22 protein-coding genes are annotated in these 25,590 nt (G+C 60.8%); 14 read left to right on the top strand and 8 right to left on the bottom strand.

Features of this window, described 5'->3' with window-relative positions:
- Window positions 1-27: 27 nt before the first annotated feature.
- Window positions 28-1,377, top strand: a complete 1,350-nt coding sequence (locus ACA058_RS06450; RefSeq protein WP_497638345.1) for a spinster family MFS transporter — start codon at window positions 28-30, stop codon at window positions 1,375-1,377.
- A 192-nt stretch (window positions 1,378-1,569) separates the two neighbouring features.
- Here the strand turns inward: ACA058_RS06450 and rapA are convergent, their stop codons facing one another.
- Complete coding sequence (gene rapA / locus ACA058_RS06455) at window positions 1,570-4,416, bottom strand: RNA polymerase-associated protein RapA (protein ID WP_497638347.1); 2,847 nt, start codon at window positions 4,414-4,416, stop codon at window positions 1,570-1,572.
- Window positions 4,417-4,647: 231 nt separating this feature from the next.
- Here rapA and ACA058_RS06460 point away from each other — a divergent pair, with 231 nt between their 5' ends.
- The 3 genes from ACA058_RS06460 (at window position 4,648) to ccoM (ending at window position 5,512) form a co-directional block, all read left to right on the top strand.
- Window positions 4,648-4,989, top strand: coding sequence for an aspartate-semialdehyde dehydrogenase (locus ACA058_RS06460; RefSeq protein ID WP_497638348.1), 342 nt, complete (start codon window positions 4,648-4,650; stop codon window positions 4,987-4,989).
- Between the two features lie 99 nt (window positions 4,990-5,088).
- Window positions 5,089-5,250: a hypothetical protein gene (locus ACA058_RS06465; RefSeq protein WP_095945394.1), complete on the top strand. Its 162-nt coding sequence runs from the start codon at window positions 5,089-5,091 to the stop codon at window positions 5,248-5,250.
- Between the two features lie 145 nt (window positions 5,251-5,395).
- Window positions 5,396-5,512: a cytochrome c oxidase subunit CcoM gene (gene ccoM, locus ACA058_RS06470; RefSeq protein ID WP_306167737.1), complete on the top strand. Its 117-nt coding sequence runs from the start codon at window positions 5,396-5,398 to the stop codon at window positions 5,510-5,512.
- A gap of 268 nt (window positions 5,513-5,780) precedes the next feature.
- Here ccoM and ACA058_RS06475 read toward each other — a convergent pair whose 3' ends face one another.
- The 3 genes from ACA058_RS06475 to ACA058_RS06485 all read right to left on the bottom strand — a co-directional run bounded on the left by ACA058_RS06475 (window position 5,781) and on the right by ACA058_RS06485 (window position 8,082).
- Window positions 5,781-7,256, bottom strand: a complete 1,476-nt coding sequence (locus tag ACA058_RS06475) for an inorganic phosphate transporter (protein WP_497638349.1) — start codon at window positions 7,254-7,256, stop codon at window positions 5,781-5,783.
- 368 nt (window positions 7,257-7,624) lie between these two features.
- Window positions 7,625-7,825 carry a hypothetical protein gene (locus ACA058_RS06480; RefSeq protein WP_008056863.1) on the bottom strand — a complete coding sequence of 67 codons (201 nt, stop codon included), beginning with the start codon at window positions 7,823-7,825 and terminating at the stop codon, window positions 7,625-7,627.
- Window positions 7,822-8,082 (bottom strand): hypothetical protein, encoded by a 261-nt coding sequence (locus ACA058_RS06485; RefSeq protein ID WP_497638351.1) that lies wholly within the window; start codon window positions 8,080-8,082, stop codon window positions 7,822-7,824. Before ACA058_RS06485 ends, ACA058_RS06480 begins: the two co-directional genes overlap by 4 nt.
- A gap of 422 nt (window positions 8,083-8,504) precedes the next feature.
- Between ACA058_RS06485 and pcaR the strand changes: the two genes are divergently transcribed.
- The 10 genes from pcaR to pcaC all read left to right on the top strand — a co-directional run bounded on the left by pcaR (window position 8,505) and on the right by pcaC (window position 18,026).
- Window positions 8,505-9,347: a pca regulon transcriptional regulator PcaR gene (gene pcaR, locus ACA058_RS06490; protein ID WP_150769781.1), complete on the top strand. Its 843-nt coding sequence runs from the start codon at window positions 8,505-8,507 to the stop codon at window positions 9,345-9,347.
- Between the two features lie 130 nt (window positions 9,348-9,477).
- Complete coding sequence (gene pcaK / locus ACA058_RS06495; protein WP_497638353.1) at window positions 9,478-10,824, top strand: 4-hydroxybenzoate transporter PcaK; 1,347 nt, start codon at window positions 9,478-9,480, stop codon at window positions 10,822-10,824.
- 279 nt (window positions 10,825-11,103) lie between these two features.
- Window positions 11,104-11,961 (top strand): CoA transferase subunit A, encoded by an 858-nt coding sequence (locus ACA058_RS06500; RefSeq protein ID WP_008054173.1) that lies wholly within the window; start codon window positions 11,104-11,106, stop codon window positions 11,959-11,961.
- On the top strand, window positions 11,961-12,740 hold the full coding sequence (locus ACA058_RS06505; RefSeq protein WP_497638354.1) for a CoA-transferase subunit beta: 780 nt from the start codon (window positions 11,961-11,963) through the stop codon (window positions 12,738-12,740). Before ACA058_RS06500 ends, ACA058_RS06505 begins: the two co-directional genes overlap by 1 nt.
- On the top strand, window positions 12,737-13,942 hold the full coding sequence (gene pcaF, locus ACA058_RS06510; RefSeq protein ID WP_497638355.1) for a 3-oxoadipyl-CoA thiolase: 1,206 nt from the start codon (window positions 12,737-12,739) through the stop codon (window positions 13,940-13,942). Before ACA058_RS06505 ends, pcaF begins: the two co-directional genes overlap by 4 nt.
- 38 nt (window positions 13,943-13,980) lie before the next feature.
- Window positions 13,981-14,685: a protocatechuate 3,4-dioxygenase subunit beta gene (gene pcaH, locus ACA058_RS06515; protein WP_497638356.1), complete on the top strand. Its 705-nt coding sequence runs from the start codon at window positions 13,981-13,983 to the stop codon at window positions 14,683-14,685.
- Window position 14,686: 1 nt separating this feature from the next.
- Window positions 14,687-15,253: a protocatechuate 3,4-dioxygenase subunit alpha gene (pcaG, locus tag ACA058_RS06520; RefSeq protein ID WP_497638358.1), complete on the top strand. Its 567-nt coding sequence runs from the start codon at window positions 14,687-14,689 to the stop codon at window positions 15,251-15,253.
- A gap of 187 nt (window positions 15,254-15,440) precedes the next feature.
- Window positions 15,441-16,805: a 3-carboxy-cis,cis-muconate cycloisomerase gene (locus ACA058_RS06525; protein WP_497638359.1), complete on the top strand. Its 1,365-nt coding sequence runs from the start codon at window positions 15,441-15,443 to the stop codon at window positions 16,803-16,805.
- 11 nt (window positions 16,806-16,816) lie between these two features.
- Complete coding sequence (pcaD, locus tag ACA058_RS06530; protein WP_497638361.1) at window positions 16,817-17,623, top strand: 3-oxoadipate enol-lactonase; 807 nt, start codon at window positions 16,817-16,819, stop codon at window positions 17,621-17,623.
- 10 nt (window positions 17,624-17,633) lie between these two features.
- A complete protein-coding gene (pcaC, locus tag ACA058_RS06535) occupies window positions 17,634-18,026 on the top strand; it encodes a 4-carboxymuconolactone decarboxylase (protein ID WP_020798348.1) in 393 nt (130 codons plus the stop codon).
- 131 nt (window positions 18,027-18,157) lie between these two features.
- Here pcaC and ACA058_RS06540 read toward each other — a convergent pair whose 3' ends face one another.
- From ACA058_RS06540 to emhA, 4 genes are all read right to left on the bottom strand, one after another.
- Complete coding sequence (locus ACA058_RS06540) at window positions 18,158-19,417, bottom strand: OprD family porin (RefSeq protein ID WP_497638363.1); 1,260 nt, start codon at window positions 19,415-19,417, stop codon at window positions 18,158-18,160.
- 270 nt (window positions 19,418-19,687) lie between these two features.
- The gene (emhC, locus tag ACA058_RS06545; protein ID WP_497638365.1) at window positions 19,688-21,148 is read right to left on the bottom strand and encodes an efflux RND transporter outer membrane subunit EmhC; all 1,461 of its coding nucleotides are present in this window, start codon (window positions 21,146-21,148) and stop codon (window positions 19,688-19,690) included.
- The gene (gene emhB, locus ACA058_RS06550) at window positions 21,148-24,309 is read right to left on the bottom strand and encodes an efflux RND transporter permease subunit EmhB (RefSeq protein ID WP_497638366.1); all 3,162 of its coding nucleotides are present in this window, start codon (window positions 24,307-24,309) and stop codon (window positions 21,148-21,150) included. The genes emhC and emhB overlap by 1 nt, the downstream gene beginning before the upstream one ends.
- A gap of 3 nt (window positions 24,310-24,312) precedes the next feature.
- On the bottom strand, window positions 24,313-25,470 hold the full coding sequence (gene emhA / locus ACA058_RS06555; RefSeq protein WP_497638367.1) for an efflux RND transporter periplasmic adaptor subunit EmhA: 1,158 nt from the start codon (window positions 25,468-25,470) through the stop codon (window positions 24,313-24,315).
- Window positions 25,471-25,590 lie beyond the last annotated feature (120 nt).

Raw genomic sequence — 25,590 nt, forward strand, 5'->3', positions numbered from 1 at the left:
CCCCAAAACAATAAAAGAGACGGACCCATGCAGAACTCGACCCAAGCGGCGAATGCCTGGCGCATTCTGTTCCTGCTGTTCCTGGCCAACCTGTTCAACTTCTTCGACCGCACGATCCCGGCCATCATCGTCGAACCGATTCGCATGGAGTGGCACCTCAGCGACTTTCAACTGGGGATTATCGGTACTGCCTTTACCATCGTCTATGCGATCGCCGGCCTGCCGCTGGGACGAATGGCCGATACTGGCTCGCGCAGCAAGTTGATGGGGTGGGGCCTGGCGGCGTGGAGCGGCCTGACTGCAGTCAACGGCATGGTCGGCAGCTTTTGGAGTTTCCTGATCGTGCGCATGGGCATCGGTATCGGTGAAGCCAGTTACGCACCGGCCGCCAACTCGCTGATCGGCGACTTGTTCCCGGCGCATCGCCGGGGGCGTGCCATTGGCATATTCATGCTCGGGCTGCCGTTGGGTCTGTTGTTGGCGTTCTTCACCATCGGCGCGATGGTCGAGGCATTTGACAGCTGGCGTGCTCCGTTCTTCATTGCCGCGGTACCGGGGCTGATCCTGGCGATCTTCATGTTTTTCATCAAGGAACCGAAACGCGGCGCGGCTGAAAGCGTGCAGGTGTCACAGGAGAAGATTGACCGACCGATGCGCCGGGTATTGGCAGTACCGACCTTCCTGTGGCTGGTGATGGCCGGATTGTGTTTCAACTTCGCCACCTATGCCTGCAACTCGTTTATGGTGCCAATGCTGCAACGTTATTTCCTGATGCCGTTGCAGGAGGCCGCAGTGGCAACTGGGGTGATCGTCGGCGTGACCGGCTTGTTCGGCCTGACACTGGGCGGTTGGGTGGCGGACAAGATCCACCAGCGGGTCGCCAATGGTCGTCTGCTGTTTGCCGCGTTCAGCCTGATTATCTCGACCTTGTGTACTGCCTGGGCGCTGCATTCAGGGCGGATCGAAATTGGCGTGTTCGTGGCTGTGTTCAGTCTGGGCTGGTTGTTTGCCTATAACTTTTACACCTGCGTTTACACGGCGATTCAGGACGTGGTCGAGCCACGCCTGCGTGCGACGGCCATGGCGCTGTTCTTTGCCGGGTTGTACTTGCTGGGTGGCGGTCTTGGACCCGTCGTGGTGGGCGCGTTGTCCGATCACTTTGCCCACACGGCCATGCTCTCGGCCGGCGCCGAACAGATGACCGAGGCGTTCAAGGCGGTGGGCCTGCATGATGCGATGTACCTGATCCCGGTGGCGCTGTTTTTCACCATGGTGTTCCTGGTGTTGGCTTCGCGGTGTTTCGTGCGCGATGCCAAGCGGATGAAGGATGGGTTGGTGGCGGTGGTTGAGCCTGAGGGTGCTGCGGCGACTGCATAACCGCCCTCGCGAGCAGGCTCGCTTGTATGTTGATCGTTCCCACGCTCCGCGTGGGAATGCAGCCCGGGACGCTCCGCGTCCCTTTCGAGAGCTGGAACGCGGAGCGTCCCTTGAGGCATTCCCACGCAGAGCGTGGGAACGATCAGGCCCGCATCGCTGCGGGCCTCTTTGTTCAAACGGTGGAGCAGGGGACTAACCCGCCACCAACACCCGGATCGCTTCCAGTCGCAGCGCAGCCTTGTCGAGCATGGCCAGGCCTTGTTCGCGTTGCTTGCGCAAGGCAACCAGTTCGCTGTCACGTACGGTCGGGTTGACCGCCTGCAACGCGGTCAGGCGTGCCAGTTCTTCGTCGGTATCGGCGGCCAGGCGACGTTGCGCCTCTGCCACGCGTTCGGCGTGACGTGGGTAGATCTTGTCTTCGCCAGCGTTGATCCTTGGCGTCAGCTGATCGCGCTGGGCCTGGATGAACTTGTTGGCGCTGGCGCGTGGCACGCTTTCCAGTTGATCGTTCAAGGTCTCGAACGACACCCGGGCCGACAGGTCATTGCCATTGGCATCGAGCAGGCAGCGCAGGGCGGCCGGCGGCAGGTAGCGGCCCAGTTGCAGCGAGCGCGGGGCAACCACTTCACTGACATAGAGCAGTTCCAGCAACACGGTGCCGGGTTTCAGCGCCTTGTTCTTGATCAGCGCCACGGCGGTGTTGCCCATGGAGCCGGACAGCACCAGATCCATGCCGCCCTGGACCATCGGGTGTTCCCAGGTGATGAACTGCATGTCTTCGCGTGACAGCGCCTGGTTGCGGTCGTAGGTGATGGTCACGCCTTCGTCGTCGCCCAGCGGGAAGCTGGCATCGAGCATTTTTTCGCTCGGCTTGAGGATCAGGGCGTTTTCAGAATGGTCTTCGCTGTCGATGCCGAATGCATCGAACAGGGTTTCCATGTAGATCGGCAGGGCGAACTGATCGTCTTGCTCGAGGATGGCTTCGACCAGCGCATCGCCTTCGCCGGCACCACCGGAATTGAGTTCCAACAAGCGGTCACGGCCGGTGTGCAGTTCGGCTTCCAGGCGCTCACGCTCGGTACGGGCTTCGTCGATCAGCGCTTGCCATTCACCATCGTCGGCTTCTTCGAGCAACGGCAGCAGGCGCGGGCCGAACTGATGTTGCAGGGCGTTGCCGGTCGGGCAGGTGTTGAGGAACGCGTTCAGTGCTTCGTGGTACCACTGGAACAGGCGCTCTTGCGGGCTGGTTTCCAGGTACGGCACGTGCAGTTCGATCGTGTGCTTCTGGCCGATCCGGTCCAGACGACCGATACGTTGTTCCAGCAGGTCCGGGTGGGATGGCAGGTCGAACAACACCAGGTGATGGGAGAACTGGAAGTTGCGGCCTTCACTGCCGATTTCCGAGCAGATCAGCACTTGCGCGCCAAACTCTTCGTCGGCGAAGTAGGCGGCGGCGCGGTCACGCTCGAGGATGTTCATGCCCTCGTGGAACACCGTGGCCGGGATGCCGGAGCGCACGCGCAGGGCGTCTTCCAGGTCCATGGCGGTTTCGGCGTGGGCGCAAATCACCAGCACCTTGGTGCGCTTGAGCATTTTCAACTGGTCGATCAACCACTCGACGCGTGGGTCGAATTTCCACCAGCGCTCTTCTTCGTTGGCGTCCGGCTGGGCCTGGAAGCTGACCTCCGGGTACAGCTCGGCGTGATCGCCCAGCGGCAGTTCGAGGTATTCGTCCGGGCACGGCAGCGGGTAAGGATGCAGTTTGCGCTCCGGGAAACCCTGGACCGCGGCACGGGTATTACGGAACAGCACACGGCCGGTGCCGTGGCGATCCAACAGTTCGCGCACCAGGCGGGCGCTGGCTTCGGTGTCGCCATCGTTGACGGCGGTCAGCAGGGCTTCGCCTTCGTTGCCGAGGAAGCCGTGAATGGTTTCATGGGCTTGCGGCGACAGGCGACCTTTTTCCAGCAGCTCCTGAACGGCCTCGGCCACCGGACGATAGTTTTCGCTCTCGGCGCGGAACGCAGCCAGGTCGTGGAAGCGGTTCGGATCGAGCAGGCGCAGACGGGCAAAGTGACTGTCCTGGCCCAGCTGTTCCGGGGTCGCGGTCAACAGCAGGACGCCCGGGATCGTTTCAGCAAGCTGCTCGACCAGAGAGTATTCTGGGCTGGCCTGATCTTCGTGCCACACCAGGTGGTGTGCTTCGTCGACCACCAGCAAGTCCCAACCGGCCGCAAACAGCGCGTCCTGGGCTTTCTCGTCGTCCACCAGCCACTCCAGCGCCACCAGGGCGAGCTGGGTGTCTTCGAACGGGTTGGAGGCATCGCTTTCGATGAAGCGTTCTTCGTCGAACAGCGCGACCTGCAGGTTGAAGCGGCGGCGCATCTCCACCAGCCACTGGTGCTGGAGGTTTTCCGGCACCAGGATCAGCACGCGATTGGCGCGGCCCGAGAGCAGTTGGCGATGGATCACCAGACCGGCTTCGATGGTTTTGCCCAGGCCCACTTCGTCGGCCAGCAAAACCCGTGGCGCAATGCGGTCGGCCACTTCGCGGGCGATGTGCAGCTGGTGCGCGATCGGTTGCGCACGCACGCCACCCAGGCCCCACAGCGAGGACTGCAGTTGGCGGCTGGTGTGTTCCAGGGTGTGATAACGCAGGGCGAACCAGGCCAGGGGGTCGATCTGCCCGGCGAACAGACGGTCGCTGGCGAGACGGAACTGGATGAAGTTCGACAGTTGGGTTTCCGGCAGGGTGACCACTTCGTTCTGCGCGTCGAGGCCGTGATAGACCAGCAGGCCATCGACGTCGTCGACTTCGCGTACGGTCAGTTTCCAGCCTTCGAAGTGAGTGATGGTGTCACCTGGTGAAAACCGCACGCGTGTGAGGGGCGCATTCCGTAGCGCATACTGGCGAGTGTCGCCAGTGGCCGGGTAGAGCACGGTCAACAAGCGGCCGTCCTGTGCCAGAACGGTGCCTAAACCCAGCTCCGCTTCGCTGTCACTGATCCAGCGTTGCCCCGGTTGATACTGCTGCGCCATGCTGCCTGACTCCCACCTTGAAAAAGCGGGCTATCTTAACGGAATCAGGTCTCCAGACCAAAGGAATACCTGTGCAGGAACTGCCCTGGGCGGCGATCTTTTGATCTTGCCAGGCTGAAGAAATCGTAGCCTGCGACAGTTCTCGCCGTGCCGATAGGGACACAGTTTGCGACCGATGGCTCAAGTCGCCGTCGTCGCGGCCGACAGCCTGCTGACAGGAGACTGATAAATATGCTGCCACCGATGCTCCCCTTGAGTGCCGTGCCGATCACTTCCCAGCACGACCCGGTCCGCCCGCGCCCGGACATCGCGCCCGTCGTGCCGATGCAGGAAAGTGCCAGCGACAGCACCATCGACCTGCAAAAACGCGATCCGCAAGAGGCCGCCCTACTGTTGCGCGAGGAGCAGCGGCGCAAGCAAGAGCAGCAAAGACGCCGCCGTGAAGCTGACGAGGACCCTGAAGCGCACCTGGCGATCCCGGGCAACGAACTCAATGCCGACAACACCGTGCCGGTGGCCCCGTTGATGGATGGCCAGCCTCGTCAGGGGTTGTGGGTCGATATCGAGATTTGAGTCCGTGGCTGGTCAGCGCCGTCGCCAGACCGCATTATTGGCACAATCCTGCCGAACCCTGCGGCAATTGAATTTCATTTCAAGCGATGCACTGACGCCATGAGCCAAGATGACAAGCTGATCGACCTTAATGCCGAACGCGCCAAGCGTGTCCATGATCTTAACGACAAGCGCCTGAATGAAGTGCGCCAGGCGTTCGAGCAGGCCATGCCGTTGGGCAAAGCGAAGAAAAAGCCGAAGAGCAAACCGAAAAAGCGTTGAATCCCCCTGCATCGATTTGATGCAGGTCAGTTTTTCCCCTCCTTCTGCGCCCGGTCCCGGGCGACATTGATCCCGGTCAATATTCTCTCCTGCCCGATTGGTTACCTTGGCTCCATCGCAACAAGGCAACTGCAGGAGACGCGTCATGTTTTTCGACAACGTGGTGATCGCCGGAGTGCTGACCGTCAGCCTCATGCTTATGTTTTTCGCAGGGTTCGGATTTTTTATCTGGAAAGACTCGCACAAGCGGAAAAAACCGTAGGTCTTTCTGGATGCAATGAGCACGCAAGGCATTTTGGGCAACTTCGGTTGCCTTTTTTTTCGCCTGCGAAAAATCTTTCGGTTAGCGCAAACCCTGTAGGAGCGAGCTTGCTCGCGATGGAGGTCAACGATAACGATGGGAGCCTGACACCCCACGGCGCTCTCGGGTTCATCGCGAGCATGCTCGCTCCTACAGTAAGCAGTAAATTGTGCAGGCATAAAAAAGGCGCGGTCCTTTCGGAGCGCGCCTTTTTTCGTTCGGCTGCCTATCAGCTACCGAGTGCCTTCGATGCCAGCCAGAACAGACCGGCCGACAGGGCCACGGTTGCCGGCAGGGTCAGGACCCAGGCCAGCAGGATGGTCCTGACGGTACCGCCTTGCAGGCCGCTTTTGTTGGCGACCATGGTGCCGGCCACGCCCGAGGACAGGACGTGGGTGGTGGACACCGGCAGGCTGAAGATGTTGGCCATACCGATCAGGCTCGCGGTGGTGATCTGCGCCGACATGCCTTGGGAATAGGTCATGCCTTGCTTGCCGATCTTCTCGCCGATGGTCAGTACCACGCGTTTCCAGCCAACCATGGTACCCAGGCCGAGGGCCAGGGCGACCGCTAGAATCACCCAGAACGGCGCGTATTCGGTGGTGGTGGTCAGGTCTTTGCGCAGCTTGTCCAGGTCAGCCTTTTCACGGGCGGCCAGGATTGGCAATTTGCTGACTTTCTTCGCAGTGTCGTCCAGGCACAGCAGATAACGGCGTACTTCGATGCGGCTTTCCGACGACAGCGAGTGGTAGTCGGCTACACCCTTGAGGGTGCCCAGCAGCGCGTCGATGGTCGGTTCGGTCTGCTGCGGGTTGCAGCGGAATTTCTCCGGAAGATCGCCTTCAACGCTTTTACCCAGGGCCAGGAACTCGCCCAGGGAGTCGGCATTGCGCTTGTAGAACTGACTCAAGTGCAAGGTGGCGTCGCGGGTACGCTCGATCTGGTAGGTGGTGCTGTTCAGGTCGAGAACGAACTGCGCCGGCACAATACCGATCAGCACCAGCATGATCAGGCCGATACCTTTCTGGCCATCGTTGGAACCGTGCACGAAACTCACGGCCATGGCCGAGATCACCAGCACCAGGCGGTTCCAGAACGGCGGGTGTTTCTTGTCGTCGATCTTGCGGCGCTGCTCCGGCGTCTTGTGCATCTTCGACAGCGGACGCCACCACTTAAGGCCGATCAATATCAGCGCGGCGATCAGGAAGCCTGCCATCGGCGAGAACACCAGCGACATGGCGATATCGATCGCCTTCTGCCAGTTCACCCCGTCGGCCAACGGAATATCGTTGATCAGGGCGTTGGCCAGGCCCACGCCGAGGATCGAACCGATCAGCGTGTGGGAGCTGGAGGCCGGGATACCGAAGTACCAGGTGCCCAGGTTCCAGGTAATGGCCGCTGCGAGCAGCGAGAAAACCATCGCCAGGCCGTGGCCGGTGTTCACGTTGATCAGCAGTTCAACCGGTAGCAGGTGAACAATGGCATACGCCACGCCAACGCCACCGAGCAATACGCCGAGGAAATTGAACACACCGGAAAAGAACACCGCCAGATGTGGGGGCATGGCCTTGGTGTAGATAACAGTGGCTACCGCGTTAGCGGTGTCATGAAATCCATTGATGAACTCGAAGGCGAGGACAAAAGCCAGGGCGAGCAAGAGGCTCACAAGCACCCAAGCATCCAGTCCGCTGAATAAATCGATCATGAAGGTTTTCTGACCCGGTCATAAGGGGGCGCGATTATGCCAGAAAAGACTGGAAATCGATGCACTTGCAGCTCATCGGTAACATTCTTCAACGAATTATTTTGCAACGGTGCCCACAAACCCAGCGAATTTCCGGGTCCTGCAAGTGCTTGAATTTCTTTGAAAAGCCCGCAGGCACAGGGGTTTGCCTCACCAGTAGGGACTGTGAGCGTGCTTGTATGAAATTTCTGAAAAAAGGGTCAGATTCGAGCCTTCAACCTCGTCCGGTGGGCAAGGCGGCCGCTGCCCGCTCGTAGCGGGCGCAAAAGGCAACATCTATACATCCCGTTTTTAACGGATGCAACCTGCAAGTATTCAAGCCCAGGCCATCATGGCTCCTCGGCTTTGAGTTCCTTTTCCATTTTTTCCAGTTCTTGCTTGAAAACCTGATCCTGAACGGTGGCGCGTTTGCGCCATGGCTTGCGTTCCGGTTCTGGCTGGGCGGCGTAGGTGGTGACTTCCCCGCCGTAAACTTCCTTGTAACGTTGTTCCTGGCGCTCAAGTTCCGCGCGCAGTTCGTCTTTTGTCACGGTGCTACCTGATTGAGTTGAGATGAATTCTGGTGAAACGCGCTGCACCTAATGTATTGAGCGCACGCGTCGAAAGCAAAAAGCCCTTGCAGGCATCGTTTTTGCGACAGTGCGATCATTACTTCCATGTTGCAGGCGGCCACGGCACCAGAGATAAACAGCTGACGTAGCATCAGATCCTGTTTCAGCGAGCGCGTTGGCGCGATGCAGATGCAGTCGGCGACAGGTGCTTGCTGTGGAGAGCGGCGATGGAACATCGCGCCACCGGGTAGCGGGATCGGCTAATAAAAATCCGAATGGCTACTGAATTACATTATAGCGAGCGATTTACAGAACACTATCACGATAGAGTTAAAAGTGGATCTTGATGTGTGATTGTTTTTCTGCCCATAACCTTTACTGGCAACTAGGGCACAGGATGATGCCACTGTACGGCGATGCCTTTCTGGCGCCATTAACTCGCACAACTTAAGACAGTTACATTGCCCCTTGAAGTCTGCACTGGCGCCTGCACAAAACATGTATTGATGGCTGCATAGCCGGATGCATCATGAACGGCACGGATTGCGATTATCGAGCGATGGTTCGATAATCGCCCAATCTTGCTGAGCCGGGCTTGTGTACCCTACCGCCAGTGCCCTGTAATAGTTCGCCGATCCGTCCGGGAAAAGGACCTTACATGAATGATCAACTGCGCAACTCCTTCGCTTCGGTGGCACCGCCGATCGTTGCTTCACCCGCCAAACGAATCCAGGCCCTGACCGGTGATCCGGATTTCATGACCTCGCTGGCGCGTGGACTGGCCGTGGTGCAAGCCTTCCAGGAGCGCAAGCGGCACCTTACCATTGCCCAGATCAGCCACCGTACGGAAATTCCCCGCGCCGCCGTGCGACGTTGCCTGCACACGCTGATCAAACTCGGTTATGCCACGACCGATGGCCGTACGTATTCGTTGTTACCCAAAGTGCTGACCCTCGGCCATGCCTATGTGTCCTCGACGCCGCTGGCTGTTTCTGCGCAGCCGTACCTGGACCGCATGAGCGAGCAACTCCATGAGGCCTGCAACATGGCCACCCTGGAAGGCGATGACATTTTGTACATCGCCCGCTCGGCGACCACCCAGCGCCTGATTTCGGTCGACCTTTCGGTGGGCGGGCGCTTGCCGGCCTATTGCACGTCGATGGGCAGAATTCTGCTGGCGGCCCTGGATGACACCTCGTTGCGCGAGTACCTTGACCACGCCGACCTGCAAGCCAAGACCAGTCGCACCATCCATACCCCCGAGGCATTGCTCGAATGCCTGCAAGAAGTGCGGCAACAAGGCTGGTGCATCGTCGATCAGGAACTCGAACAGGGCCTGCGCTCCATTGCCGTCCCGGTGTACGACGCTTCCGGTCAGGTGGTCGCGGCCCTCAATGTCAGTACCCATGCGGGGCGGGTCAGCCGAAACGAGTTGGAGCAGCGTTTCCTTCCCGGTCTGCTGAGCGCCAGCCGCGACCTCAGCGCACAGTTGTTTGCCTAAGCTGTTCGATAATCGCACGGAGTCGCTTTTAGTGAATTGACGCTGTTTCCTCCGGATTATTACTGTCGCGGCTGCGCCAACCCTTCGCTGGCAGCTGTTCGACTGTGTACTTTTGCGTGGAATAAAAATAATGAATCAGCCTCAGTCTGCTGTAGGAAACTGCCTCGACGTGCAGTCCTTCATCAATGCCCAACCCATTTCGCGCTATCAGTGGCGAGTAGTGATCCTGTGTTTCCTGATTGTCTTCCTCGATGGCCTCGATACGGCGGCCATGGGGTTCATCGCCCCGGCCCTGTCACAGGACTGGGGCATCGACCGCGCCAGCCTGGGTCCGGTCATGAGTGCGGCGCTGATCGGCATGGTCTTCGGCGCATTGGGCTCCGGCCCTTTGGCTGACCGCTTCGGGCGAAAAATCGTACTGGTGGGTGCCGTGTTCTTGTTCGGTGCATTCAGCCTGGCGTCGGCTTACAGCACGAATGTCGATCAGTTGCTGGTCTTGCGCTTCCTCACTGGCCTGGGGTTGGGTGCCGGGATGCCGAACGCCACCACGCTGCTGTCGGAATACACCCCGGAGCGCAAGAAATCCTTGCTGGTGACCAGCATGTTCTGTGGTTTCAATCTCGGCATGGCGGGTGGCGGATTCATTTCGGCCAAACTGATTCCGGCGTTCGGCTGGCACAGCCTGTTGCTGATCGGCGGGATTCTGCCGTTGATCCTTGCCGTCGTTTTACTGCTTTGGCTGCCGGAATCGGCGCGCTATCTCGTAGTGCGTAATCGCGACACCGACAAAGTACGCAAGACCCTGGCGCCCATCGACCCGAAGGTGGTCGCCCTGGCATCGAGCTTCAGCGTGCCGGAACAGAAAACCGTGAAGGCGCGCAACGTGTTTGCCGTGATCTTCTCCGGCGCCTACAGCGTTGGCACCTTGCTGTTGTGGCTGACCTACTTCATGGGTCTGGTGATCGTTTACCTGTTGACCAGCTGGCTACCAACCCTGATGCGCGACAGTGGCGCGAGCATGGAGCAGGCCGCGTTCATCGGCGCGCTGTTCCAGTTCGGCGGGGTGTTGAGCGCGGTGGGCGTAGGTTGGGCGATGGACCGCTTCAATCCGCACAAGGTCATCGGCACGTTCTACCTGCTGGCCGGCATATTCGCCTACGCGGTAGGGCAGAGCCTGGGCAATATCACCCTCCTGGCGACCCTGGTGTTGGTGGCCGGCATGTGTGTCAACGGTGCGCAATCGGCGATGCCGTCACTGGCGGCGCGGTTTTATCCGACTCAAGGGCGTGCTACCGGGGTGTCGTGGATGCTCGGGATTGGTCGTTTCGGCGCGATCCTGGGTGCATGGATGGGCGCGACACTGCTGGGGCTGGGCTGGAATTTCGAGCAAGTGCTGACGGCATTGGTGATTCCGGCGGCTTTGGCGACTGCGGCGGTGGTGATCAAGGGTGTGGTCAGTCATGCGGATGCGACCTGACATTTTACCTTGATCGTTCCTACGCTCTGCGTGGGAATGCCTCGATGGACGCTCTGCGTCCGCTTTTGGGACGCGGAGCGTCCCGGGCTGCATTCCTTTGCGGCGCGTGGGAACGATCATAGAACCGGTAGCCAGGTAACAATGTGTTCGATAATCGAACACTCAGTCGATTATCGGATTGTTTGGCGTATATCAGGGGCTTAATCTTTAACCATTCCGGCGCTGCGCATCGGCGCCTTTTCCACCACGTTGGTTAATAACAAATGGGAGCCTGCCCCAATGGCTGAAATTCTTTCGCTGCACGACGCGGTGAAGCAATTCGTAAACGACGGCGATACGGTCGCACTCGAAGGCTTTACTCACCTGATCCCGACGGCGGCGGGTCACGAAATCATTCGCCAGGGCAAGAAAGACCTGACCCTGGTGCGGATGACCCCTGACCTGATCTACGACCAGTTGATCGGTGCCGGTTGTGCTCGCAAACTGATTTTCTCCTGGGGTGGCAACCCTGGCGTCGGTTCGTTGCATCGTCTGCGTGACGCCGTCGAGAAGCAGTGGCCCCACGCCCTGGAAATTGAAGAACACAGCCACGCCGATCTGGCCAACGCCTATGTCGCCGGCGCTTCCGGCCTGCCGTTCGCGGTGCTGCGTGCCTACGCCGGTTCCGACCTGCCAAAGGTCAACCCGCTGATCAAGTCCGTCACCTGCCCGTTCACCGGCGAAGTGCTGGCCGCCGTGCCTTCGGTACGCCCGGACATCACCGTGATTCACGCGCAAAAAGCCGACCGCAAGGGCAACGTGCTGTTGTGGGGCATTCTCGGCGTACAGAAAGAAGCTGCACTGGCTGCCAAGCGCTGCATCGTCACTGTTGAAGAAATCGTCGACGACCTGAATGCGCCGATGAACTCCTGTGTGCTGCCAACCTGGGCCCTGAGCGCGGTTTGCCATGTCCCTGGCGGTGCGCATCCGTCCTACGCCCACGGTTACAACGAACGCGACAACCGTTTCTACCAGGCCTGGGACCCGATTGCCCGCGACCGTGAAACCTTCACCGCGTGGATCAACGAGTACATCCATGGCAGCGCTGACTTCAGCGAGTTCCAGGCCAAACTGGCCGCCGCTTCGGAGGCGAAGTAATGACTTACACCACCAATGAAATGATGACCGTCGCCGCCGCCCGCCGCCTGAAGAACGGTTCTGTATGCTTCGTGGGCATCGGCCTGCCGTCGAAAGCTGCCAACCTGGCGCGCCTGACCTCCTCGCCTGACGTGGTCCTGATCTACGAATCGGGCCCGATCGGTGCCAAGCCGAGCGTACTGCCACTGTCGATCGGTGACGGTGAACTGGCGGAAACCGCTGATACCGTGGTCCCGACCGGTGAGATTTTCCGCTACTGGCTGCAGGGCGGACGTATCGACGTCGGTTTCCTCGGCGCCGCGCAAGTCGACCGTTTCGGCAACATCAACACCACCGTGGTCGGTGATTACCACGCACCGAAAGTGCGTCTGCCGGGTGCCGGTGGCGCGCCGGAGATTGCCGGTTCCGCCAAGAGCGTGCTGATCATCCTCAAGCAGTCGGCGCGTTCCTTCGTCGACAAACTCGACTTCATCACTTCGGTCGGCCATGGCGAGGGCGGTGATTCCCGCAAGCGTCTGGGCCTGCCGGGCGCCGGTCCAGTGGGGATCATTACCGACCTGTGCATCATGGAGCCGGAAGCCGGCACCCATGAGTTCGTGGTCACCGCACTGCACCCGGGCGTGACCCGCGAGCAAGTGGTCGCCGCGACCGGTTGGCCGATCCGTTTTGCCGACAGCGTCGACACCAGCGCCGAGCCGACCGAGGTCGAGCTGACCGCACTGCGTGATCTCGAAGCCCGCACCGCAGCGGCCCACGGCCAAGCACCGGGAGAAGCGTGATGCGTGAGGTTTATATCTGCGACGCGATTCGCACCCCCATCGGCCGTTTCGGCGGTGGCCTGTCGGCGGTTCGCGCCGACGACCTGGCCGCCGTGCCGATCAAGGCTTTGATGGAGCGCAATCCTTCGGTGGACTGGACGGCGGTGGACGAAGTGTTCCTCGGCTGCGCCAACCAGGCCGGTGAAGACAACCGCAACGTGGCGCGCATGGCGTTGCTGCTGGCGGGGCTGCCGGAGAGCATTCCCGGCGTGACGCTCAACCGCCTCTGCGCTTCGGGCATGGATGCCATCGGCACCGCGTTCCGCGCCATCGCCAGCGGTGAAATGGAGCTGGCGATTGCCGGTGGCGTCGAGTCGATGTCCCGCGCGCCGTTCGTGATGGGCAAGGCCGACGCCGCGTTCTCGCGCAACATGAAGCTGGAAGACACCACCATCGGCTGGCGCTTCATCAACCCGTTGATGAAAGCCCAGTACGGTGTGGATGCGATGCCGCAGACCGCCGACAACGTCGCCGACGATTACCAGGTGTCCCGCGAAGATCAGGACGCGTTCGCCTTGCGCAGTCAGCAACGCACCGCAGCCGCGCAAGCCGCGGGCTTTTTCGCCGAAGAAATCGTCGAAGTGCGCATTGCCCACAAGAAGGGTGAAACCGTGGTCAGCCAGGACGAACATCCTCGTGCCGACACCACCCTGGAAGCCTTGACCAGACTCAAACCGGTCAATGGTCCCGACAAAACCGTCACTGCCGGCAATGCTTCGGGTGTCAACGACGGTGCCGCCGCGTTGATCCTGGCTTCGGCCGAAGCGGTGAAGAAACACGGTCTGACCGCCCGTGCCAAAGTGCTGGGCATGGCCAGCGCCGGTGTTGCGCCACGGGTGATGGGTATCGGCCCGGTGCCGGCCGTGCGCAAACTGATTGAACGCCTCGGTGTGGCAGTCAGCGATTTCGATGTGATCGAACTCAACGAAGCCTTCGCCAGCCAGGGTCTGGCGGTGCTGCGTGAACTGGGGATCGCCGACGACGCGACCCAGGTCAACCCCAATGGTGGCGCGATTGCCTTGGGCCATCCGTTGGGCATGAGCGGTGCGCGGTTGGTGTTGACTGCGTTGCATCAGCTGGAAAAAACCGGTGGCAAGAAAGGTCTGGCGACCATGTGCGTCGGTGTCGGCCAGGGTCTGGCCCTGGCGATCGAACGCGTCTGACGCGCTCGAAAAGATTTATAAGAACTGAGGAATGTTTCATGACTGACAAGCCTGGTTACCGTCGCCCGCAGGAAGGCACCCAGCCTGCGTACCTGCACCCGACCTATCAATCCACCAACCTGCGCTCGCCGTCTAAACCGTTGGTGTTCTTGCCGCATTCGCTGTCGGAAATCACCGGTCCTACCGTCGGTGCCGAGCGCATCAACAAGAAGGACAACGACCTGACCGCCCAGCACGAGGGGCAGCCTCAGGGTGAGCGCATCATCGTCCACGGCCGTGTGCTGGATGAAAACGGTCTGCCGGTGCCGGGGATTCTGGTGGAGATCTGGCAGGCCAACGCCGCCGGTCGCTACAACCATGCCCGTGACCTGCACGACGCCCCGCTGGATCCGAACTTCACCGGCACCGGCCGCACCGTGACCGACACCGATGGCTGGTACCAGTTCCAGACCATCAAGCCCGGCGCGTATCCGTGGGGTAACCATCACAACGCCTGGCGTCCGGCGCACATCCATTTCTCGCTGTTCGGGCCGAGCATCCTGACGCGCCTGGTCACCCAGATGTATTTCCCGGGGGATCCGCTGCTGGCGTACGACCCGATCTACAACTGCGTGCCCGATACCCGCGCCAAAGAGCGTTTGATCGCCACGTTCGATCTGGAAAAAACCATCCCTTCCTATGCCCTCGGTTATCGCTGGGACATCGTTTTGCGCGGCCGCGACGCCACGCCGATGGAGAAATAAGATGACGCTGACTGCGACCACGTCCCACACCGTCGGGCCGTACTACCACATCGGCCTGACCTGGCTGAATCGCGAAAACCTGACCGTCGAACAAACCCTGGGCGAGCGCGTGGCGATCACCGGGCAAGTGGTCGATGGCAACGGTGATGTCGTCAACGACGCGATGCTGGAAGTCTGGCAGGCCAACGCCGCCGGCAAGTACGACCACCCTGAAGACGATCAGGACAAACCCCTGGACCCTAACTTCGAAGGCTTTGGCCGGGTTCCGGTGGACGGCGAGGGGCGTTTCCGTTTCACCACCATCAAGCCGGGCACGGTTGAAGGCCTCAAAGGCACGACCCAGGCACCGCATCTGGTGGTGCTGGTGTTTGCCCGTGGCCTGGTGAAGCACCTGCTGACGCGGATCTACTTCGATGGCGAATCGGCCAATGTGTCGGACCCGCTGCTCGAATGCGTGCCGGCCGAGCGCCGCAGCACCTTGCTGGCCAAGAAGGATGCGTCGGGTGTTTATCAGTGGAATGTGATCCTGCAGGGCACTGATGCGGAGACGGTGTTCTTCGATTATTAAGATCTAGATCAAAAGATCGCAGCCTTCGGCAGCTCCTACATATATACGTCGTGCACCCTGTAGGAGCTGCCGAAGGCTGCGATCTTTTGATGTTGGATGCTGCGGAACGGGACTGTTGCAAAGTATGTCTAGACTCTCACAGTCTCCATTGGGTTAAAAACAATGACAACTCCTCCAGGGACTGTTTATGAACGAGCGACCGGGCAATCAATTGTTCGATGCCTATTTCACTGCCCGCGATATGCGCGAAGTGTTCTGCGATCAGGGCCGGGTCCAGGCCATGCTCGATTTCGAAGCGGCGCTGGCCCGGGCCGAAGCGCGGGTCGGCCTGATTCCGCAAACGGCGGTCGCGGCGATTGAAGCGGCCTGCCAGGCCGGGCATTACGATTTTGCTGCCCTCGGCGAGGCGATTGCCACGGCGGGTAATTCGGCGATCCCGTTGGTCAAGGCGTTGGGCAAGCAGATCGCCGCGAGCGACGCGCAAGCCGAACGCTATGTGCATCTGGGCGCCACCAGTCAGGACGTAATGGACAGCGGCCTGGTGTTGCAATTGCGCCGGGCGCTCGAATTGATCGACAGCGATCTGGCGCAACTGGGCGAAACCCTCGCCACCCAGGCCCAACGTTATGTGGCCACGCCACTGGCCGGGCGCACCTGGTTGCAACACGCGACGCCGGTCACCCTCGGTATGAAAATCGCTGGTTGGTTGGGTGCAGTGACCCGCAGTCGCCAGCGCTTGCTGGAACTCAAGCCGCGTCTGCTGGTGCTGCAGTTCGGCGGCGCATCGGGAACCCTCGCGGCCCTCGGTGAGCAGGCGATGCCGATTGCCCAGGCGTTGGCCGAGGAGCTGCAACTGAGCTTGCCCGACCAGCCCTGGCACACCCAGCGCGATCGCCTGGTGGAGTTTGGATCGGTACTCGGATTGATCGCCGGTAGCCTCGGCAAACTCGGTCGCGATATCAGCTTGTTGATGCAGACCGAAGCCGCCGAGGTGTTCGAGCCTTCGGCGCCGGGCAAGGGCGGTTCCTCGACCATGCCGCATAAACGCAATCCAGTCGGCGCGGCGGTGCTGATCGGCGCGGCGACTCGCGTGCCGGGCCTGCTTTCGACACTGTTCAGCGCCATGCCGCAGGAGCACGAACGCAGCCTGGGGCTGTGGCATGCCGAGTGGGAAACCCTGCCGGAGATTTGCTGCCTGGTGTCCGGCAGCCTCAAGCAAGCGCTGTTGGTCACGGGCGGGCTGGAAGTGGACGCCGAACGCATGGCCCGCAACCTCGATCTGACCCAGGGCCTGGTGCTCGCCGAAGCGGTGAGCATCGTCCTCGCGCAACGGGTCGGCCGCGACACCGCGCATCACCTGTTGGAGCAATGCTGCAAACGCGCCGTGGCCGAACAGCGTCATCTGCGCGCCGTCCTCGGCGACGAACCGCAAGTGACCGCCGAGCTGTCGGCCGCTGAACTCGATCATCTGCTGGACCCCGCCCATTATCTCGGTCAGGCCCGCACCTGGGTCGAGCGAGCGGTGGCTGAACATTCTGCACTGACTGCCTGAAGGAGACTGCTGTGGCTTTCGTACAACTCGCCGATGGCGAACTGCACTACCAAATTCAAGGGCCGCAACTCGATGGGCCGGTCGATGCGCCGGTGCTGGTGCTGTCCAACTCGCTGGGCACCGACCTGCACATGTGGGACGCGCAAATACCGGCGTTCAGCGAACATTTTCGCGTGCTGCGTTTTGACACCCGCGGCCATGGCCAGTCCTTGGTGACCCCTGGGCCTTACAGCATTGAGCAACTGGGGCGGGATGTACTGGCGCTGCTGGATGCCTTGCACATCGAACGCGCGCACTTCTGCGGCCTGTCCATGGGCGGTCTGATCGGCCAGTGGCTGGGGATCAACGCTGGCGAGCGCCTGAACAAACTGGTGGTGTGCAACACCGCGGCGAAAATCGGCGATCCGTCGGTGTGGAACCCGCGCATCGAAACCGTTCTGCGTGACGGCTCGGCGGCCATGGTTGCCTTGCGTGATGCGTCGATCGCGCGCTGGTTCACCCCGGATTTCTCCGAGGCCAACCCGGCGGCGGCCAAGCAGATTACCGACATGCTCGCGGCCACTTCGCCTGAAGGCTATGCGGCCAATTGCGCGGCGGTGCGTGACGCTGACTTGCGCGATCAGTTGTCCTCGATCAAGGTTCCGCTGCTGGTAATCGCCGGCACCCAGGATGCGGTCACGCCGCCGTCCGGCGGGCACTTCATTCAGGAACACGTGCCGGGCGCCGAGTACGCCGAGTTCTATGCCGCGCACTTGTCCAACGTTCAGGCAGGCGCTGATTTCAGCGATCGCGTACTGGCCTTTCTGAAGGCTCGTTGAGGAAAACTCCGTGGACGAGAAACAACGTTACGACGAAGGCATGAAAGTCCGTCGCGCGGTACTGGGCGACGCCCATGTCGACCGCAGCCTGACCACCCTGACCGAGTTCAACTCGGAGTTCCAGGAAATGATCACGCGCCACGCCTGGGGTGATATCTGGACTCGCCCGGGCCTGCCGCGCCACACCCGCAGCCTGATCACCATCGCCATGCTGATCGGCATGAATCGTGAGGGTGAACTCAAACTGCACCTGCGCGCCGCCGCCAACAACGGTGTGAGCCGTAGCGAGATCAAGGAAGTGATCATGCAGAGCGCGATCTACTGCGGCATCCCTGCGGCCAACGCGACGTTCCACCTGGCCGAGTCGGTGTGGGATGAGTTGGGGGTTGAATCGCGGGAGTGATCCTGGCGAGGTGTTGATCGTTCCCACGCTCTGCGTGGGAATGCCTCAACGGACGCTCCGCGTTCGGCTTTGGAAGGGACGCGGAGCGTCCCGGGCTGCATTCCTTTGCGGCGCGTGGGAACGATCGGCCTCTAGAGAAGGCTGATCGGGTAGCTGATGATCACGCGGTTCTCATCGAACTCGTTGTTGCTGTAGTCGCGGCGTATCGTCGAGTTGCGCCATTTCACGTTCAGGTCTTTCAGCGCACCGCTCTGCACGGTGTAGCCCAGTTCACTTTCACGACCCCATTCCTTGCCATCGGTGATAGTGCCGGTGTGGACGTTATCGCCGCTGATGTAGCGGTTCATCAGGGTCAGCCCCGGCACGCCAACGGCAACGAAGTTGTAGTCGTGGCGCACTTGCCAGGATTTTTCCCGGGCGTTGTCGTAGCTGGAGTTGTAGCTGTCGTTGGCCAGGGTGCCGCCGCTGGTGCCGTTGACCCGCATCCACGGGCTGTCGCCGTTAAGTTTCTGCAGGCCGACGTAGAAGGTGTTGCCGCCGAACTTGGCCGAGAGCAGGCCGTACAGGGTTTTGTTGTCCAGCTCGCCGGCCCGGGCGCTGCCGTCATCCCTGCCGTGGAAGAACCCGAGATTGGCGCCCAGGGTCCAGGCGCCGATCGGTTGGCTGTGGGTCAGGTTGATGAATTGCTGGCTGTAGATGTCCTTGAGTTCAGCGTTCCACACACCGATCTGGGTGCGTTTCTCGTTGAACAGGTATTCGCCGCCCTGGAAGTTGAAACGGTCGGAGGTGAACGCGGCTTTGCCGGTCATCGACATGTCGCTCATGCTGCTGTCGTCGCGCGGGCTGTTCTGCCGGAACTGGCCGCCGTACAGCGTCAGGCCGTCGAATTCCTTCGAGGTGATCTGACCGCCACGGAACGTCTGCGGCAGCGAGCGACCGTCGTCCGAACGCAGGATCGGCAGCACCGGCATCCATTCGCCCACCTTCGCTTCGGTCTGCGACAGCTTGGCCTTGAACGCCACGTTGGTGCGGCCGAAGTTGTCGGCCGGGCGGCCGTCACTGTCCAGCGGCAGCAACTGGGTACCGCCGGTGCCTTTGCCGCCATCGAGTTTCACCGAGTACAGCCCCAGCACATCCATGCCGAAACCGACGGTGCCCTGGGTAAACCCGGACCTGGCGTCGAGAATGAAGCTTTGCGTCCACTCTTCGGCCTTGCCCTGGGCCTTGGTCGGGTTGGTGAAGTTGCGGTTGATGTAGAAGTTGCGCAGGTTCAGGTTGACCTTGGCCCCTTCGACAAAACCCGACTCCTCGGCCTGGGCGGGCAGGGCTGCGTTCGCCAGGGCTACGGCGATCAGACTGGGAACGAAATACTGCGCGGAAAAAGGCGTCATGGGCTCGGGTCTCTCTAATTCTTGGGGGTGAAACAGGGTGATGCCGCAACCCGGGGTTGCAGACGTGCATTCGAAATCAGGACAAACGAGGCGGATCAGCCGGAGAGGGCAGGGCGCGGGGGCATGGCATCGAACCTGTTGTTATTGGTTTTGTGGATCGAATGGTGAATGGAACGTACTAGATGGTTCAATCTGTGAAAGCAGGTTTTGGGCGATAATCGAACAACAAAAAGCCCACCAAAAGGTGGGCTTCGTGTTTTCACAGCGCTATCAGAACAACTTCAACTTCGGCGCTTCTTCTTTCAACGGCTCGTTCTTCGCCGTCTGTTCATTCCAGCCACCGCCCAGGGCCTTGTACAGGTTGACCTGGCTGACCAGTTGAGCCAGACGGTCGGTGATCAGTGCCTGTTGGGCGCTGAACAGCTGACGCTGGGCATCGAGGAAGGTCAGGTTGCTGTCGACACCGATGCGGTAACGACGCTCGGCCAGACGGTAGTAGTCCTGGTTAGCATTGACGAAATCCTGCTGTGCCTGCAACTGTTGAACGTAGGTCTGGCGCGCGGCCAGGCCGTCGGCGACTTCCTGGAAGGCCGTTTGAATGGACTTCTCGTAGTTCGCCACGCCAATGTCTTTCTGGATTTTCGAGTAGTCCAGGCTGGCGCGCAGGCTGCCGGCGTTGAAGATCGGCAGGTTGATTTGCGGCTGGAACAGCCAGGTACCCGAACCACCCTTGAACAGACCGGACAGGTCCGGGCTCAGGGTCCCGGCGTTGGCCGTCAGGCTGATGCTCGGGAAGAACGCAGCCCGCGCCGCGCCGATGTTGGCGTTGGCGGCCTTGAGGTTGTACTCGGCTTGCAGGATGTCCGGACGACGCTGCAGCAAGTCCGACGGCAGGCCAGGCGGCACTTCGGCCAGCAGATCGTCGTTCAGCGGTTTGGCCGCTTGCAGGTTGGCCGGGATGCCGGTGCCAAGCAGCAACACCAGGCTGTTTTCATCCTGGGCGACCTGACGGGTGTACTTGGCCAGTTGCGCACGGGCGTTTTCCACCGAGGTGCGCGACTGCGCCAGGTCCAGGGCCGAAGCGACCCCCACTTCGTTGCTGCGGGCGGTGAGCTTGTAGCTCTCCTCGAACGCGGCAAGGGTGTCCTGGGTCAGCTTGTACAGTTCCTTGTCGGCCTGCCAGGTCAGGTAGGCATTGGCCACGCTGGCCACCAGGCTGATCTGGGTACTGCGGCGGCCTTCTTCGGTGGCGAAGTACTTCTGCAGGGCTTCTTCGTTCAGGCTGCGAATGCGGCCGAACATATCGAGTTCATAGGCACTGATGCCGACCGTGGCCGAGTAGGAACTGCTGATCCCGGCTTCACCGGTCTGCGAAGCGTCAGCCGGCAAGCGCTGACGGCTGCCGGTACCGTTCGCCGAAACGGCCGGGAACAGGTCCGCGCGCGAGATGCGGTATTGAGCCGCAAAAGCGTCGATGTTCAAGGCCGCGACACGCAGGTCACGGTTGTTTTCCAGGGATACCTGAATCAGCTGCTGCAGCGCCGGGTCATGGAAAAACTGCTTCCAGCCCTGCTCGGCAGCGGCCTGCGCCGGTGCCTGGGCCGGCGAATACGCCGGGCCCTGCGGGTATTGACCTGCCACCGGTGCTTGCGGCTGCTGGTAGTCAGGTATCAGCGAGCAGCCACCGAGCACGAAGGCGGCGACTGCCAGGGAGAGTAGCGACTTGCTCATTAGCCAGCCTCTTTAGGAGTTTCAGTAGCGTCTTCCTGGTCGACGTTTTTACGCTGACCCATGGCCGACACGGTGACGAAGAACAGCGGGACCCAGAAGATCGCCAGAACGGTTGCCGTGATCATACCGCCAATCACCCCGGTGCCGATTGCATGCTGGCTACCGGAACCTGCGCCCGTGGATATCGCCAGTGGTACCACACCGAGAACGAACGCGAGCGAGGTCATGATGATCGGTCGCAGACGCATGCGGCAGGCTTCGATGGCCGCCTCGCGCAGGCTGCGCCCTTGTTCGTGCAGTTCCTTGGCGAATTCGACGATCAGGATGGCGTTTTTCGCCGCCAGACCGATGGTCGTCAACAAGCCCACCTGGAAGTACACGTCGTTGGACAGGCCGCGCAGGCTGGTGGCCATCAGCGCACCGATGATCCCCAGTGGCACCACCAGCATCACCGCGATCGGAATCGACCAGCTTTCATAGAGTGCCGCCAGGCACAGGAACACCATCAGCAACGACAGGGCGTACAGTGCTGGCGCTTGCGAACCGGACAGACGTTCCTCGTAGGACAGACCGGTCCAGGAAATACCGACACCGGCCGGCAGTTTCTTGGCGATGGCTTCGACCTCGGCCATGGCTTCACCGGTGGAGTAACCCGGTGCCGGAGCGCCGAGGATTTCCACCGCTTCCACGCCGTTGTAACGGGCCAGTTTCGGCGAACCGTAAATCCACTCACCCTTGGCGAACGCCGAGAACGGAACCATGGTGCCGACGCTGTTGCGCACGTACCACTTCTTCAAGTCTTCAGGGCTCATGCGTGCACCGGGCTGGCCTTGCACGTAAACCTTTTTCACCCGACCACGGTCGATGAAGTCGTTGACGTAGCTACTGCCCAGGGCGATCGACAGGGTGTTGTTGATGTCGGCGATGGTAATGCCCAGGGCACTGGCCTTCTCGTCGTCGATTTCCAGCTGGTATTGCGGCTCGTCGTTCAGACCGTTCGGACGCACTTGAGTCAGGATCTTGCTTTGCGCCGCCATGCCGAGGAACTGGTTACGGGCTTCCATCAGCTTGTCGTGACCGATACCGGCGCGGTCCTGCAGGAACACGTCGAAACCGGTGGCGTTACCCAACTCCAGTACCGCCGGTGGCGCGAAGGCAAACACCATGGCGTCACGGAAGGTGAAGAAGTGTTGCTGGGCACGGGCTGCGACCTTGAACACGCTGTTGTCGGCGTTACGATCTTCCCATGGGCGCAGCATGATGAACGCCATGCCCGAGCTCTGACCACGGCCGGCGAAGTTGAAGCCGGTCACGGTAAATACCGAGTTCACCGCATCGCCTTCACCGCCATCCTTGCCCGGACGCAGCAGGAATTCACGCATTTCGTCCACGACCACCTGGGTGCGCTGGGCAGTCGAACCGGCTGGGGTCTGTACCTGGGCGAACAGTACGCCCTGGTCTTCTTCCGGCAGGAACGCGGTTGGAATACGGGTGAACAGCCAGATCATGCCAACGACGATGATGATATAGGCCAGCAGGTACGGCGCCTTGTGCGTGAGCATGCTGCCCACGCCACGCTCGTAGCTTTTGACGCCGCGGTCGAAGTTGCGGTTGAACCAGCCGAAGAAGCCGCGTTTCGGGGTGTGGTGCTCGCCTTTCTGGATCGGCTTGAGCATGGTGGCGCAGAGCGCCGGGGTGAAGATCAGTGCAACCAGTACCGACAGGGCCATGGCCGAGACGATGGTGATCGAGAACTGTTTGTAGATCACACCGGTGGAACCGCTGAAGAAGGCCATCGGCAGCAGCACCGCCGACAGCACCAGGGCGATACCTACCAGTGCACCCTGGATCTGCCCCATGGACTTCTTGGTCGCTTCCTTGGGCGACAGGCCTTCTTCGCTCATGACCCGTTCGACGTTTTCCACCACGACGATGGCGTCATCCACCAGCAAGCCGATGGCCAGCACCATACCGAACATGGTCAGGGTGTTGATGCTGAACCCGGCTGCCGCGAGGATGCCGAATGTACCGAGCAAGACCACCGGCACGGTCATCGTGGTGATGATGGTGGCACGGAAGTTCTGCAGGAACAGGAACATCACCAGGAACACCAGCGCAACCGCTTCGACCAGGGTGTGAACCACGCCCTTGATCGATTCGGTCACCACCGGCGTGGTGTCGTACGGGAACACCACTTCCATCCCTTCGGGGAAGAACGGCTTGAGGTTGTCGATGGTCGTGCGCAACGCCTTGGCGGTATCCAGGGCATTGGCGCCGGTGGCCAGCTTCACGGCCAGACCGGACGCCGGGGCGCCGTTGAACTGGGCGTTGATGCTGTAGTTCTCGCCACCCAGACCGACCTCGGCGACATCTTTAAGGCGAACCTGGGAGCCATCCTTGTTGACCTTGAGCAGGATCTTGTTGAATTGCTCAGCGGTCTGCAGGCGGGTCTTGCCGATGATCGTCGCGTTCAGCTGTGTGCCGGGCAGGGCCGGCAGGCCGCCGAGCTGGCCGGAGGACACCTGGACGTTCTGTGCGGCGATTGCGGTTTTGACATCGATCGGGGTCAGGTTGAAGTTGTTCAACTTGGCCGGGTCGAGCCAGATGCGCATGGCGTACTGGGAGCCGAATACCTGGAAGTCGCCGACACCGGCGGTCCGCGAGACCGGGTCCTGCATGTTGGATACGATGTAGTTGGACAGATCGTCCTTGGTCATGCTGCCGTCACGCGAAACCACGCCGATGACCAGCAGGAAGTTTTTCACTGCCTTGGTCACGCGGATACCTTGTTGCTGCACTTCTTGCGGCAACAGCGGGGTGGCCAGGTTCAGCTTGTTCTGGACCTGAACCTGCGCGGTATCTGAGTTGGTGCCTTGCTCGAAGGTCGCGGTAATGGTCATGGTGCCATCGGAGTTACTTTCCGAGGACACATAACGCAAATTGTCGATACCGTTGAGCTGTTGCTCGATCACCTGGACCACGGTGTCCTGCACGGTTTGTGCAGAAGCGCCCGGGTAGGCCACGGAAATGGCGATGGCCGGCGGCGCAATGCTCGGGTATTGGTTGATCGGCAGTTTGAGGATCGATAGAGCCCCGACCAGCATGATCACCAGGGCGATTACCCAGGCGAAAATCGGACGGTCAATGAAGAATTTAGACATGAATTACTCCCCTTTGCCGCTGGAAGCCTGCTCAGCTGGCTTGGCGGGGGCCGGGTTTTTTGCGCCTACGTTGGTCGCGTCAGTGGCCTTGACTTCAATGCCAGGCTTGACGAATTGCAGGCCTTCGGTGATCAGGCGATCGCCGGCCTTCAGGCCGTCCTCGATCAGCCATTCGTTGCCGACGGTACGGTTAGCCTTGAGCTGACGCAGTTCGACCTTGTTGTCGGGACCCACGACCAATGCGGTTGGCGTGCCTTTGAGGTCGCGGGTGACACCTTGCTGCGGAGCCAGGATCGCGGCGCTGTTCACACCGGCCTGCAACTGGGCGTGCACGAACATGCCCGGCAGAAGGGTGTGTTCAGGGTTCGGGAACACGGCGCGTAGCGTCACAGAGCCGGTGGTCTGGTCAACCGAGACCTCGGAGAACTCCAGCTTGCCGTCGAGTTTGTACTGGCTGCCATCCTCGAGGGTCAGCTTGACTTTCGCTGCGTTGTCGCCGGCCTTTTGCAGGCGACCGCTTTCCAGTTCGCGACGCAGTTGCAGCAGTTCTACGGAGGACTGGGTGACGTCGACGTAGATCGGGTCCAGTTGCTGAATCACCGCCATCGCTTCGGTCTGGCCGTTGCTGACCAGCGCGCCTTCGGTGACCGACGAGCGACCGATCCGGCCGGTCAACGGCGCATACACCTTGGTGTAGCGCACGTTGATCTGGGCCGATTGCAGTGCGGCTTCCGATTGCAGGCGGTTGGCCACAGCAGTGTCGTATTCCTGGCGGCTTACGGCCTGTTCGTCGACCAGTTGTTTGTAGCGGTCGGAGATCGACTTGGTCGAACGCAGGTTGGCTTCGGCACTTTTCAGCGTAGCGTCATAGACCGACGGATCGATCTGATACAGCTGCTGGCCGGCCTTGACGTCGCCGCCTTCCTTGAACAGACGCTTGAGAATGATGCCGTTGACCTGCGGGCGAACTTCAGCAATGCGGAACGCGCTGGTACGACCCGGCAGTTCGGACGTCAGGGTGAAGGATTGTGGTTGCAGGGTAACGACGCCGACCTGAGGCGGTGGTGCGGCCGGAGCGGCCTCTTCCTTTTTACATCCGCTGAGCAGCGATGCCAGGGCGACGGCGGCGACCAGAGCGGTAACAGCTGGCTTGAATTGCATGAAAATCCTCGGGTCAGGCGCGAAAAAAAACGCACAAGAAAAGATTGAAGGTTAAAAAGTGGGGCTCGAGTGGATAAGTAGCATGCTAAGGAATATACTTACATTCACGGTTGTTTGTAA

The organism is Pseudomonas sp. LBUM1649 (assembly GCF_059716155.1).